We start from the raw sequence: 12442 nt of genomic DNA, 5'->3' as shown, positions 1-12442 counted from the left end.
TGCCGACCACGCGGTGTTGTGCCGACCGCGTGGGGTCAGGCGAAGCGGGTTGCGCGCTCCAGGACGTGGCCGGCTCCGCGGCCGCCGTCCGCGGCGGGGTCCCAGGTGTAGACCTCGGTGCCCGTGATGAAGACGCGCTCGGCGCGCGCCGTGGTGTCGAGCGGGTCCCCCGACCAGAGCACGACGTCGCCGTCGAGCCCTTCCTTGATGGCGCCCACTCGGCCGTCCAGGCCGAGGAACGACGCCGGGTTGGTGGTGATCGCGGCCAGGGCCGTGGCCCAGGGCAGGCCGTCGCGCAGGGCGAAGGTCGCCTGGTGCACCAGGAAGTTGATCGGGATGACGGGGTGGTCGGTGGTGATGGCGACCCGGACGCCGGCGTCGGCCATCTTGACCAGGTTGAGGATCGACCGGTCACGCAGCTCGACCTTGGAGCGCGACGTGAACATGGGGCCGTAGATGACCGGGATGTCCTTCTCGGCGAGCACATCGGCGATCTTGTGGCCCTCGGTGCCGTGGTTGATGACCAGCCGGTAGCCGAACTCCTCGGACAGGCGGATCGCCGTGGCGATGTCGTCCGCGCGGTGCGTGTGCTGGTCCCAGGCGAGCTCACCGGCCAGGACACGGGCCAGGGTCTCCTTGCCGAGGTCGCGCTCGAACGGCTTGCCCTCGGCCGCCGCGGCGTCACGCTGGGCGACGTAGTTCTGGGCGTCGACGAACGCCTTGCGGATCACGGCCGCGACACCCAGGCGGGTCGACGGAAGCTGCTTCCTGTCGCCGTAGACGCGCTTGGGGTTCTCGCCGAGCGCGCTCTTGACCGACACCGAGTCGCTGAGGACCTGCTCGTCGACGGTACGGCCGCCCCAGGTCTTGATCGCGACGGTCTGGCCGCCGATCGGGTTGCCCGACCCCGGCTTGATCACCGCGGTCGTCACGCCTCCGGCGAGAGCGTCGCGGAAGCCCTCCTCGTCGACGTGGATGGCGTCGAGGGCGCGCAGCGCGGAACCGTCGGGGTCGGTCATCTCGTTGGTGTCGTTGCCGGCCCAGCCCTCGCCCTCCTCGTGCACACCGAGGTGGCCGTGGGCCTCGACGAACCCCGGCAGGAGCCATCGGCCCTGCGCGTCGATGCTCTCGACTCCCTCGGGAACGGTGACATCCGGCCCGACGGCGGTGATGACGCCGTCCTCGATGAGGACCGTCCCGTGCTCGACGGCCTCGGTGGCGACGGGGACGACGTGGGCGTTGACGATGGCGATGCTGGAGCGGGTTGTCATGGGTACATCATTACCCGAGGTAACGAGGTGTCAGGACACCCGGTCGGCCACTCAGCCGGACGCCGCCGGGTTGGTCGCCTTGCCGTCGAGCCAGAGGACGTCGGAGTCGTCGCGGTGCGAGCCCGAGGTGCCCACGTGCTTCGTGCTGATCTGCGGCCCCTTGGTGATCACGTGGACCATGGCCATGCCGTGCCCGCGACCCAGGCCGTAGTCCTCCTTGAGCCACTCGAGGATCGGCCCCGCCTTGGTGGAAGCGTCGAATCCGCGCTCCTCCGCGAGCTTGATGAGCTCACGCGGGGTGTGGCCGGTCTTGGTCTCGACGGCGTCGAGGTAGGCCTGGAAAGACATGCGTGCTCCTTTCACATGGGGACACCGGACCGTACCGGGTCCTCGGAGGTCAGACGGCGAGGACGCCGGAACTCATCGATGGTTCCCCGAGTGGGACGCCCGCGCTCAGGTGGTCGGGCGCAGAAGGTCTGCCGCGGCGGCGATGCGCGCCGGGTCGCCCGGTGTCGGCGTCCACGGAAGGCGGAGCGCGTCACGCACCGGGTCGTCACGGAACCGGGGCACCACGTGGATGTGGAAATGGAAGACCGTCTGCCAGGCAGCCTCCCCGGCACAGTTCAGGAGGTTCACGCCGTCGGCGCCGAGCCGGTCAACGGCCCGGCCCGCGATGCGCTGCGCGGTCACGGAGCAGGCAGCCAGGTCCTCGGGAGTGATGTCGTGCAGGTCGCGGGCGTGTGCCTTCGGGATCACGAGCGCGTGCCCGTCGGAGGCTGGGTTGATGTCCATGAAGGTGAGCGTGCGCTCGTCCTCGTCGATCCGGGTCGAAGGCAGCTCACCGCGCACGATGCGGCAGAACAGGCAGTCGGGGTCCTGAGTCATGGGAGGACCGTAGCGAACGGAAGGGCTCGTGGGACGGGCCGGCGTCGAGATGCCCCGCGCCGCGTACCTTCGCGCGCATCCATAGACTCGAACCCGTGGACTTCTACAACGCCTACGCCCACGGGTTCGCCCGGGTCGCGGCCTGCACCATCCCCGTCGCCGTCGCCGACCCCGCGGCCAACGCCGCGATGGTGGTCGAGCAGGCGCGGCAGCTGCACGACGACGGCGTCGCCGTCGCGGTGTTCCCCGAGCTCTGCCTGAGCGGCTACGCGATCGACGACCTGCTCATGCAGGACACGCTGCTGGAGGCCGTGCTCGACGCGCTCGCCGACATCCGGCAGGCCAGCCTCGACCTGACCACGATGCTGGTCGTCGGGGCACCGCTCCTCGTGGGGAGCCGCCTGCTGAACACCGCCGTCGTCGTCCACCGGGGGCGGATCCTCGGCATCGCGCCCAAGTCCTACCTGCCGAACTACCGCGAGTTCTACGAGAAGCGGCAGTTCGCTCCGGGCGACGAGCACCGCGGCACCCTCACGCTGCTCGGTGAGGAGGTGCCGATCGGCGCGGACCTGATCTTCCGGGCCGACGACGTGCGCGGGCTCAACATCCACGTCGAGGTCTGCGAGGACATGTGGGTGCCGGTGCCGCCGAGCGCGCTCGCGGCGCTCGCGGGCGCGACGGTGCTGCTGAACCTGTCGGCGAGCCCTGTCACCGTGGCCCGTGCCGAGGACCGCCGGCTGATCGTGCGCAGCGGGAGCTACCGCTGCAACGCCGCCTACGTCTACACGGCCGCAGGCCAGGGCGAGTCCAGCACCGACCTGTCCTGGGACGGGCAGACCATGGTCTACGAGGCGGGGGACCTGCTCGGCGAGACCGAGCGGTTCCCCGACGGCGCACGCGCCACCGTGGTCGACGTCGACCTGGATCGCCTGCGCCAGGAACGGCTCCGGCAGGGCACCTTCGACGACAACCGGCGCGGGCTGGGGATGGTCGCGGCCAACGGCCTGGGCTCGACCACCGGCGCAAGGTTCCGCGAGATCACGTTCAGCGTCCGGCCACCGCAGGGCGACATCGGCCTGCGGCGCAAGGTGGACCGCTTCCCGTTCGTGCCCGACGACGCCGACCGCCTCGCCCAGGACTGCTACGAGGCGTACAACATCCAGGTCACCGGCCTCGAGCAGCGCCTGCGCGCCATCGGCCAGCCGAAGATCATGATCGGCGTCAGCGGCGGCCTGGACTCGACGCACGCGCTGATCGTCGCGGCCAAGGCCATGGACCGGCTCGGCCGGCCCCGCACCGACATCCACGCGTTCACGATGCCGGGCTTCGCGACCGGCGAGGAGACCAAGGACCGCGCGGTCCGGCTCTCCGAGGCGCTGGGCGTGACGTTCCAGGAGCTCGACATCCGGCCCGCCGCCGAGCAGATGCTGCGCGACCTGGACCACCCGTTCGCCGACGGGACCAAGCAGTACGACGTGACCTTCGAGAACGTCCAGGCCGGTCTGCGCTACGACTACCTGTTCCGGCTCGCGAACCACCGCGGCGGGATAGTGCTCGGCACGGGCGACCTCTCCGAGCTGGCGCTCGGCTGGTGCACGTACGGCGTGGGCGACCAGATGTCGCACTACGCGGTGAACACCGGCGTGCCGAAGACGCTGATCCAGCACCTCATCCGGTGGACGGTCGACAGCGGCCAGTTCGCGCAGCTGAAGAGCAGCCCGGTCAACGCCGTCCTGTCCGAGATCCTCGAGCAGGAGATCACGCCCGAGCTGATCCCCACCGAGGAGGGCGAGACGCCACAGTCCACCGAGGCGACCGTCGGTCCGTACGCCCTGCAGGACTTCACGCTGTTCCACGTGCTGCGGCGCGGCTACCGGCCGTCCAAGATCGCGTTCCTGGCCTGGCACGCGTGGCACGCGGTGGACGACGGCGAGTGGCCGCCCGGGTTCCCGTCGTCGGGCCGCACGGAGTACGACCTGGCGACGATCCGGCGCTGGCTCGACGTGTTCGTGCGCCGCTTCTTCGCCTCGCAGTTCAAGCGGTCGGCCCTGCCCAACGGCCCGAAGGTGTCTCCGGGCGGCACGATGTCGCCGCGCGGCGACTGGCGGATGCCGTCGGACGCGACGTCGGCGGCCTGGCTGACGGAGCTGGAGAACAACGTCCCGAGAGCGTGATCTTCTGCTCTCGGCGCGATCGTTGCGCCTCGAGCGGACGTCTCGTCGCGACCGGACCCGCCCACATCTCGGGCGGGTATCTCGGGCGGGTAGGGTGCCACCATGCCTGCTGTCTCCGTTGCCCTGGCTCGGCCCGGGAACCGTCGCCTCGTCCGGGTGATCACCGTGTTCGCGGCGATCCTGACCTTCGTCGCACTGCTCCTGGTGGGTGGTCCGGCGAGCGCTCACGACCAGCTCCTGTCGTCCGACCCGAAGGACGGCGCGACACTCGACGAGCACCCGGCGACCATCTCGCTCACCTTCAGCGCGTCGCCTCTCGACACGGGCATCGAGGTCGCCCTGGTCGGCTCCCACGGCCGCCTCGTCGCGGAGAGCGAGAACATCCAGGTCGACGACAAGGTGGTGACCGCCCAGCTCGCCGAGGGCGTGCCGCCGGGCGAGTACACCGTGGCGTGGCACGTAGTCTCCTCCGACGGGCACCCGATCGACGGCGAGTTCACCTACACGGTGGAGGGCCAGCTCCCCGAGGGTGAAGAGGAGCCCGAGATGTCCACGCAGGAGGCCGAGCCGACCGAGGCTGCGACGACCGAGGCCGAGCCGACCGCCACCGACGGCGCGGAGCAGCCCACCACGCCCGCCGAGCTGGCCGGTGCCGGCGACGGCGCCGGTGTCAGCGGCCTGGCCGTGACCGGCGGGCTCGTCGCCGCGGTGCTGGTCGTGCTGGGTGTCGTGGTGATGATGCGACGCAAGATCCTCGAGAACGACCGGCTGCGCCGGGCCAACGAGTCCGACCCGGAGGACCCGGACGGCGAGAAGCCCAACGCGAACCCGGACGACAAGCCGAAGGTCTAACGCACCAGGTCGCCGGCAGGCCGGGCCGGCCTCGCCGCCCGGACCGCCAGGATCACCGTCACGACGGCCGGCACGAGCAGGATGGCGCCCGCCGTGTTGACCGCCTGGAACCCGCCCCAGGCCAGGAGCGGGCCGGCGAGGGCCGCGGAGCCCGCGCCGAAGTAGTTCATCAGGGCGTCCGTCGCACCTTGCAGGGGCAGCTTGACGTGGGGCTCCGCCACGGAAGCCAGGACTGCCGACGACGCGATCACGCACGCCGACCAGCCGAGCCCGAGCAGCACGAGCGCGACCGCCGTGAGCACCTCCGTGTCGAGCACCGGTGCGGCGGTGCTGTGCCCGGCGTGCGCACCGGCGTGCGCTCCGGGCTCGGGCACCAGGGCGGCCGCCGTGAAGCCCAGGACGACCGCGGCGCCCTGGAGCACCATCCCGCCGACGGCGACGCGCAGGGGGCCGAACCGGTCGGCCAGCCACCCGAACACCGGGCTGAACGCGAACATCCCCAGCACGTGCAGGCTGATCACGATGCCGACCAGCTGCAGCGACATCCCGCCGTGCTGCATGTGGACCGGCGTCATCACCATCACCATGATCATCACGCCGTGCGCCACGGCGGTGGTCACCACGGCGAACCGGGCCCGTGGGTGCGCCCACGCCCAGCGCAGCGCGGCCAGGGCACCGGTCCGCCGGGGTTCGGCGCGCGCACCGCCGTCGTCCTGCGTGCCCACCCGGCCGACGGCACTGCTCGCGGCCGAGACCGCCGCGCTGCCCGCGGGGTCCCGGTACAGGACCGCGAGCACGAGCCCGGCCAGCAGGTAGGCGACGATCGAGAAGAGGTAGGGGCCGCCGAGCGCGGGTACGCCGAGCCCGCTGCCCACCACAGCTCCCGGTGCCGCGAGGTTGGGCCCCACCACGGATCCGACGGTGGTGGACCAGAGGACGACCGACATGGTCCTGGCGCGGGCACCCGAACCGACGTTGTCGGCGGCCGCGTACCGGGACTGCAGGTTGGTCGCGTTCGCCACGCCGTACAGGGTGAGGCCCACGAGCAGCACGACGAGCTGTCCGACCACCGCCGCTGTCACGATGAGCAGCGCGCCGATCGTGGACAGGGCGTAGCCGAGCGACAGTGCCCAGCGGCGTCCGCGGACCTGCGCGAGCGTGGCGAGCGGGATCGAGGCGACCGCGGCGGCGAGCACGCCGACGGCCTGTGCCAGGCCGGCCATGGACGTGCCACCCAGGCTCTCGGCGAGCAGTGCGCCGACGGCGGCACCGGACGCGACCCCGACGCCGGCCAGCAGGTTGCTGAACACGAGCACGACCAGGTTGCGGCGTGCGTGCGGGACGTCCGCGGGGGCAGGCACGCCGGGTTCCGCAGCGTCCTGGGAGCCGTTCACGGCGCCCTCGACGGTGGCTGGGACCTCGGACGGCGGTTTCTCCACGATTTCCTCTCATTGGCGAAGCAGTACCAGAACGGTAGACCGCTATGGGTTGCGGAAGTCATCGGATAGTGCGAGGTGACATCGCCTCGGAGGGCCCTCCACCGTCGTCGTCCACAGGCTCGTACACAGGTTCGCGTCCTCTGAGAGCGGAAAGTTACCCACGACTCGCCGTGGAAGTGCCTGTTCTCCGCGAATTCCTGCCGATCTGCTGGCAGTATGGGGCCTCGTCGTCGGGCGGGTACCGCCGCACGACGTGACCGATGAAGGGAACCGCATGTCGCTCAACAAGTCCGAGCTCGTCTCGGCCATCGCCGCCAAGGCTGAGATCAACAAGACCGAGGCCGAGGCCGCGCTCAACGCCTTCCAGGAGGTGCTGATCGAGTCGCTCGCCAAGGGCGAGGCCGTCAAGGTGACGGGCTTCCTCTCGGCAGAGCGCGTCGAGCGTGCCGCCCGCACGGGCCGTAACCCGCGCACCGGCGAGGAGATCCAGATCCCGGCGAACTTCGGTGTCAAGATCAGCGCCGGCTCGCTGCTGAAGAAGGCCGTCGCGAAGTGACGCTTCGCCGCTGATTTCTACAGCGACGCGAAGGCCCGGCTCCCCACCAGGGGGTCGGGCCTTCGCACGTTCGGTGCGGGTCGCGGCCGGCGCACGTTCAGGCGGACGTTCAGAGGTCGCCCTTGCGCTCCAGGTACTTCATCGCGACCCAGCCCATCGGTACGCGGCCCCAGTAGGTGCACAGGCGGTACAGGATGGTCGCGGAGAACGCGATGGTGGCCGGTACACCGGCGGCCGTCAGACCGGCTGTCAGGGCGCCCTCGACGCCGCCCAGGCCGCCGGGTGTCGGGATGAGCGCACCCAGCGCGTTGCCCACGAGGTTGACGAGCGCGATGTCGACCAGCGAGAGCGACTCCCCGAACGCCGCGAGGCAGCACCACAGGGCGACGATGTAACCGAGCGTCATGACGAGGTTGCCCGCCACGCCGAGCGCCAGCCGGCCGGGGTGGCTCAGCATCTGGGCCAGCCGGGGCCACACCTGCCGCAGCCGCGGCCCGATGTACCCCATGCCCCAGCGCCGTACGGGCGGCACCAGCAGCGTCGCGACGACGGCGAGCGCGATGCCCGCCAGCGTGATCAGGACCGCCGGTGACGGCAGCTCCACGAGCGCGCCGGACCCGGTGAAGATCGACAGGGCCACGAGCAGCAGCACCGTGACGACGAACTGCGACACCTGCACCAGCGCGACGGTGGCGACCGCCATCGACATCGAGACACCGCGCTGGGTCAGCAGCCGCAGGTTCAGGGCGGCCGGACCGATCCCGGCCGGGGCCGCCAACGCCACGAACGAGCCCGCGGCCGCGGTGAGCGTGGCGCGCGCGATCGGTACGCGGGCCGGTGAGAACGCGACGAGCGTGAGGCCTGCGCCGAACCAGGTGATGATGGCGAGGGCGAACGCCACCGCGATCCACCACGGGTTGGCCTCGCGCACGGCCTGCGCGATCTCGTTGAAGTTGATGGTGGTGACGATCACGGCGACCGCGATGATCATCAGCGTCGTGGTGAGCACCGTGCGGGCGCTGAACCGGGAGATGCGCTGCGGCTGGACGCTGGCCTCGGGCAGTCGCTCCACCAGCGCGTCCCGCAGCTCGCCGAGGAGGCCCTTCGTGCGGCGTACTTCCTCGCGGGTGGTCCGGGGCAGCGCGATCGACTGGATCAGGGGACCGATGGCGGCGATGTCGGCGTCGGGCAGGGCGCGGACCGCCGAGGCGACGGCGCGGCGTGGGCCGACCCGCAGGCCGATGAGCGCGAGCATCTGCACGAGGTCGAGTCGCCGCGACAGCGGCGACGACGCGATGTCGCCCTGCTCCCAGCCGGTGATCCACACGTGCGGCCCGCCGTCGGGGTCCCGGTGCGTGAGCACGATGTCCTGCGTGAGGGCGCGGTGCGTGAGCCCCGCGCCGTGGGCCCGGCCGAGCTGTTCCCAGGCCTCGGCGAGGACGTCGTCGTGCACCTCGTCGTCGGGCAGGTCTCGGAGCGACCGGGCCGCGGAGGCGTGCTCCAGGACGAGCGCTATCGAGTCGCCGAACTCGCCGATCCCCAGGAGCCGCGGGGTGCGGACCCCGGCGGCGGTCGCGGCGTAGGACAGGAGGGCGGTGCGCTCGGCGACGGCCTTGAGCGAGATGGCGGCCCGCCCTTCGATGCCACGCAGCCGCAGGGCCCGCCAGAGGCGCGTGATGAGCCCGACGACCTGGCGGTCGCCGTCGAGCACCACGACGTCGCGGCGCACGTCGTCGTGGCAGTAGAGGGCGTAGACGCGGTGGTCGCCCGCGCGGCTCAGGGCGAGCGCCACCGGGTCGGCGGGCGCGGCGTCCGGGGCGGCACTCCTGGCGGCCTGGGCGGACGCCGTGGCCTCGTCGCCGGCCTGCTCCGGCTGGGCGTGCACCCGGGCGAGCGACGTCGGCACGAAGCCCGCGCGTCGCACGGCCGCCACGAGGTCCGCCCCGTAGGCACGCTCGCTGCGGGTGCCCGAGACGTACTGCACCGACGAGCCGGCGAGCCGGCCGAGCAGCAGGGCGACGAGCACACCCGGCAGCGACACCTGTCCGGTGATCAGCACGATCAGCAGTGCCGCGAACATCAGGTTCCACGAGATGCGGACGGTTCGACGCCGGGTGGCCGGCCCGGCGACCGTGAGCATCGCCGTGACGGCTACCGCGTACTCCGGGATGGCCAGCACGTAGCCGGTCCCGCGTTCCCACACCGACATGCCCCGTACGAGCTCGTCCGAGCCGAACTGGTACAGCAGGACGGTGGTGAGGACCCCCAGGAGCAGGCCGAGGACGGCACCGATGATCGACTCGACGATCTGCCGCCCCAGGCGGCGGACCCCCAGCTCGATCATCACGGCGACCGGGGCGAACAGGCTGACCAGGCCCTGCAGCACCGCGACCGGGACGAACAGGAGCGTGGCCAGCAGGTCGTTGAAGCTACGGACGTCCTCGGTGACGCCCGCCGTGGTGCCGTGCGCGGCCACCGACAGGAACATGACGCCCGCGATGCCGAGCGCGCACCCGATCATCCACACCAGCGCACGGGGGTGCCGCACACGCTCTTCCGGCGTGTCGACGACGCGAACGAGGTCGGAGGCGGCCGGTGCTGAGTGCGGTGCTGCGGTCAGGTCGGCACCGGCGTCAGCGCGGCCGGTGCGCGAGGTGGACATGAATCGGATTCTAGGGGCGTTGGGCCGCGCATGACCGGAGGTACCGGCGTGACACCCGCTATATCCGGGTCAGGTCCGTGATGTTTCTGGTGTCTGCCTGCGCCGGCTCACCGGATCCCCAGGGCCTCGCGCCACTCGGCGGGTACGAGGGCGTAGCCGACGAATGCCACGACGTCGAGCAGGGTATGGGCGACGACCAGCGGCATGACGCGGCGCCGACCGTCGGGCTGGAACCTCGGCGAGGTGTAGAACCACGAGAAGACGACGCCCATCACCACGTTCCCGAGGAACGGCCCGATGCCCTGGTACAGGTGGTACGAACCGCGCAGGAGCGAGCTGGCGACGATGAACTTCACCCGGTTCCAGCCGAGCTCCCGCGTGCGCTCGTAGAGGTAGCCGACGGCGATCACCTCTTCGAGCAGCCCGTTCTGGAACGCGCTCAGCAGCAGCACCGGCACCGTCCACCAGTGGGTGTCCAGCGCGCTGGCCTGCACCTCGACGGTGATGCCCAGCGCGCGGCCGAGGGCATAGAACGCCAGCCCCGGGATGCCGATGGCGGCAGCCAGGGCGACACCCCAGCCGAGGTCCCGACCGGGGCGGGACCGGTCCAGGCCCAGGCTGCGGACGGCGCTGCGGCCGTGCTCGCTGAGCAGGTAGAGGGCCAGGGCCACCGGGACCAGCGCGAACCCGATGCTCAGCAGCTGGTAGACCAGATCGAGGTACGGGCGCTCGGACTGGCTCGCGTTGAGCGTGGCGGTCTGCTCCCCGAGGGGGGTCTCTGCGGTGAGGCGAGCCGCGATGTTGACGAGGGCGTACACCGCGGACTGGCCCAGGCTGAGCCCGAGCACTATCCACACCTCGGCAGCGACGCGACGGTTGGAGACTGGCTGCTGGCTGACGCTCACGCCGGGAAACTTACCTGCTGCTCCTGGCAGTACGGCAGCCGGTCGGCAGAACGTCAGGTGATCGGCAGCTCGAGGTGCCGATCACCTGACGTCCTGCCGACCATCGGTCAGCGGTTCGACGCGCGGCGGACGAAGTCCGCGAGATCCGCTGCCTGCGCCACGCGGGACTCCGGGTGGACGTACATCATGTGGCCCGCCGGGTACACCCGGGTCTCGATGCGGTCGCGGTAGGAAGCCGGGATCGCCATCTGGTCGAGGCTGTACTCGATCGCCTCGACGGGCACACCGCCGTCGTACCGGCCCATGGCGATGTGCACCTGCAGGTGCGGGTTGATGATCATCGCCGTCGCGAGCTTGTCGGCGACGTCGACCGCCTGGCCCTCGAACTCCTTGTACGACCAGGGGTGCACCTGGCGGGACAGCACCTCGTAGATCGCGTCGTGCTCGTACTCGAGCTCGCCGCGCAGGTAGTGGTGCAGGGCAGCGGTGTACGGCCCGGAGGTGGCGGTCATGAACGGGTCGTACGGCATCTGCTCGTGGATGTAGTGGTCGGCGGGCCCGGTGAACCGGGTGTCGAGGCGGCCGGTCACGAGACGGCGCGAGCGCAGCAGCTCCGCATAGACGCGGGTGTGCTCGAGCCGCAGGTTGGCGCGGTCGACGTAGTCCTCGCTGAGGCCGGTCAGGGACGCGATCTTCGTGACGGCGGCGGCGCGCTCGTCGTCGGGCACGCGGGCCCCGCGGGCGAGGATCGAGGCGTAGGTCTCAGCCCAGTCCCTGGCCTCGGCGACGACGTCGTCCAGCGTGCGGTCGCCGAGCAGGCCGTGGTACTGCGCCGTCGCGGCGTAGAGGGGGAGGAACAGCGGGTGCGGCAGGTTGGAGTGCTCGCCGTCGAACAGCGCCTCCAGGTTCAGCGCCGGAGCGACGAGCATGACGCCGTTGAAGAACATCCCGAAGCGCTGCTGCAGGTACTCGGCGAGGGCTGCGCCGCGGGTGCCACCGTAGGACTCGCCGATCAGGAACTTGGGGCTCATCCACCGGTCGTTGCGGCTCGTCCACAGCCGGATGATCTCGCCGACGGACTCGAGGTCGCCCGTGAACCCGTGGAACGGCTTGGCCTGCTCGCCCTCGGTGGCGCGTGAGAAGCCCGTGGAGACGGGGTCGATGAACACGAGGTCGGAGACGTGCAGCAGCGTCTCCAGGTTGTCGACCAGCCCGTACGGCGGCGCGGTCAGGTTGCCGACATCGCCCGAGTCGACCCGGCGGGGCCCGAGCAGGCCCAGGTGCAGCCACACCGACGACGAGCCGGGGCCACCGTTGAACGCGAACGTCACCGGCCGCCGCGTCACGTCCGTGTCCTGCCCCTCAGGACCCGTCGAAGGATCAAGCGTGTAGTACGTGATCGAGACCTCGGCCTTGGGCTTGCGGCCGTCGTACTTGTCGTCGGTGAGGACCTCCTGGCGCAGCACGATCCGGCCGGTCGTCGCGGTGTAGGACAGGTCGCCCTGCGGGGTGTGCAGCGTGTGCGCCGTGGTGACGAGGTCGTCGGTGGGTTCGGCCTTCTTGGGCGCTCCCGCCGTGCTCGTCGCGATGTCGGTCTGGCTGGTCTTCTCGTCGTCGGTCACGCCCGGGAACCTACCTCGCCCGGGGAAGCGGTCTCCAGGGGATTCAGCGGGTGGCGTAGGCCGGAGATCTCCGCAC

General features: G+C 71.1%; 10 protein-coding genes. 3 read left to right on the top strand and 7 right to left on the bottom strand.

What is annotated here, in order from left to right; translation table 11 throughout:
- Window positions 1-35: 35 nt before the first annotated feature.
- From LUU90_RS04925 to LUU90_RS04915, 3 genes are all read right to left on the bottom strand, one after another.
- The gene (locus LUU90_RS04925) at window positions 36-1271 is read right to left on the bottom strand and encodes an amidohydrolase (protein ID WP_275002168.1); all 1236 of its coding nucleotides are present in this window, start codon (window positions 1269-1271) and stop codon (window positions 36-38) included.
- 51 nt (window positions 1272-1322) lie between these two features.
- Complete coding sequence (locus LUU90_RS04920; protein ID WP_275002167.1) at window positions 1323-1619, bottom strand: DUF4287 domain-containing protein; 297 nt, start codon at window positions 1617-1619, stop codon at window positions 1323-1325.
- A 105-nt stretch (window positions 1620-1724) separates the two neighbouring features.
- Window positions 1725-2156, bottom strand: coding sequence for an HIT family protein (locus tag LUU90_RS04915; protein ID WP_275002166.1), 432 nt, complete (start codon window positions 2154-2156; stop codon window positions 1725-1727).
- Window positions 2157-2251: 95 nt separating this feature from the next.
- Between LUU90_RS04915 and LUU90_RS04910 the strand changes: the two genes are divergently transcribed.
- Window positions 2252-4330, top strand: a complete 2079-nt coding sequence (locus LUU90_RS04910; RefSeq protein WP_275002165.1) for an NAD(+) synthase — start codon at window positions 2252-2254, stop codon at window positions 4328-4330.
- Window positions 4331-4432: 102 nt separating this feature from the next.
- Window positions 4433-5182, top strand: coding sequence for a copper resistance CopC family protein (locus LUU90_RS04905; protein ID WP_275002164.1), 750 nt, complete (start codon window positions 4433-4435; stop codon window positions 5180-5182).
- On the opposite strand, the gene LUU90_RS04900 is transcribed toward LUU90_RS04905, so the two are convergent.
- Window positions 5179-6621, bottom strand: coding sequence for an MFS transporter (locus LUU90_RS04900; RefSeq protein WP_275002163.1), 1443 nt, complete (start codon window positions 6619-6621; stop codon window positions 5179-5181). The genes LUU90_RS04905 and LUU90_RS04900 overlap by 4 nt on opposite strands.
- A 274-nt stretch (window positions 6622-6895) precedes the next feature.
- On the opposite strand from LUU90_RS04900, the gene LUU90_RS04895 reads away from it, so the two are divergent.
- Window positions 6896-7177 (top strand): HU family DNA-binding protein, encoded by a 282-nt coding sequence (locus tag LUU90_RS04895; RefSeq protein WP_275002162.1) that lies wholly within the window; start codon window positions 6896-6898, stop codon window positions 7175-7177.
- 109 nt (window positions 7178-7286) lie between these two features.
- Here LUU90_RS04895 and LUU90_RS04890 read toward each other — a convergent pair whose 3' ends face one another.
- The 3 genes from LUU90_RS04890 to LUU90_RS04880 all read right to left on the bottom strand — a co-directional run bounded on the left by LUU90_RS04890 (window position 7287) and on the right by LUU90_RS04880 (window position 12366).
- Window positions 7287-9839: a lysylphosphatidylglycerol synthase transmembrane domain-containing protein gene (locus tag LUU90_RS04890; RefSeq protein ID WP_275002161.1), complete on the bottom strand. Its 2553-nt coding sequence runs from the start codon at window positions 9837-9839 to the stop codon at window positions 7287-7289.
- Window positions 9840-9946: 107 nt separating this feature from the next.
- Window positions 9947-10744 (bottom strand): CPBP family intramembrane glutamic endopeptidase, encoded by a 798-nt coding sequence (locus LUU90_RS04885; RefSeq protein WP_275002160.1) that lies wholly within the window; start codon window positions 10742-10744, stop codon window positions 9947-9949.
- 107 nt (window positions 10745-10851) lie between these two features.
- The gene (locus LUU90_RS04880; RefSeq protein WP_275002159.1) at window positions 10852-12366 is read right to left on the bottom strand and encodes a S10 family peptidase; all 1515 of its coding nucleotides are present in this window, start codon (window positions 12364-12366) and stop codon (window positions 10852-10854) included.
- Window positions 12367-12442 lie beyond the last annotated feature (76 nt).

The sequence above is a fragment of the Promicromonospora iranensis genome (assembly GCF_028994775.1).
Lineage (GTDB): Bacteria > Actinomycetota > Actinomycetes > Actinomycetales > Cellulomonadaceae > Promicromonospora > Promicromonospora iranensis_A.
The sequence above is the reverse complement of the archived record's forward strand: the minus strand, read 5'-3'. Positions and strand labels throughout refer to the sequence as shown.

Bases quoted from the DNA above. Each gene is read 5' to 3' on its own strand.
- LUU90_RS04925 (WP_275002168.1), bottom strand. From the start codon at position 1,271: ATGACAACCCGCTCCAGCATCGCCATCGTCAACGCCCACGTCGTCCCC.
- LUU90_RS04920 (WP_275002167.1), bottom strand. From the start codon at position 1,619: ATGTCTTTCCAGGCCTACCTCGACGCCGTCGAGACCAAGACCGGCCAC.
- LUU90_RS04915 (WP_275002166.1), bottom strand. From the start codon at position 2,156: ATGACTCAGGACCCCGACTGCCTGTTCTGCCGCATCGTGCGCGGTGAG.
- LUU90_RS04905 (WP_275002164.1), top strand. From the start codon at position 4,433: ATGCCTGCTGTCTCCGTTGCCCTGGCTCGGCCCGGGAACCGTCGCCTC.
- LUU90_RS04895 (WP_275002162.1), top strand. From the start codon at position 6,896: ATGTCGCTCAACAAGTCCGAGCTCGTCTCGGCCATCGCCGCCAAGGCT.
- LUU90_RS04890 (WP_275002161.1), bottom strand. From the start codon at position 9,839: ATGTCCACCTCGCGCACCGGCCGCGCTGACGCCGGTGCCGACCTGACC.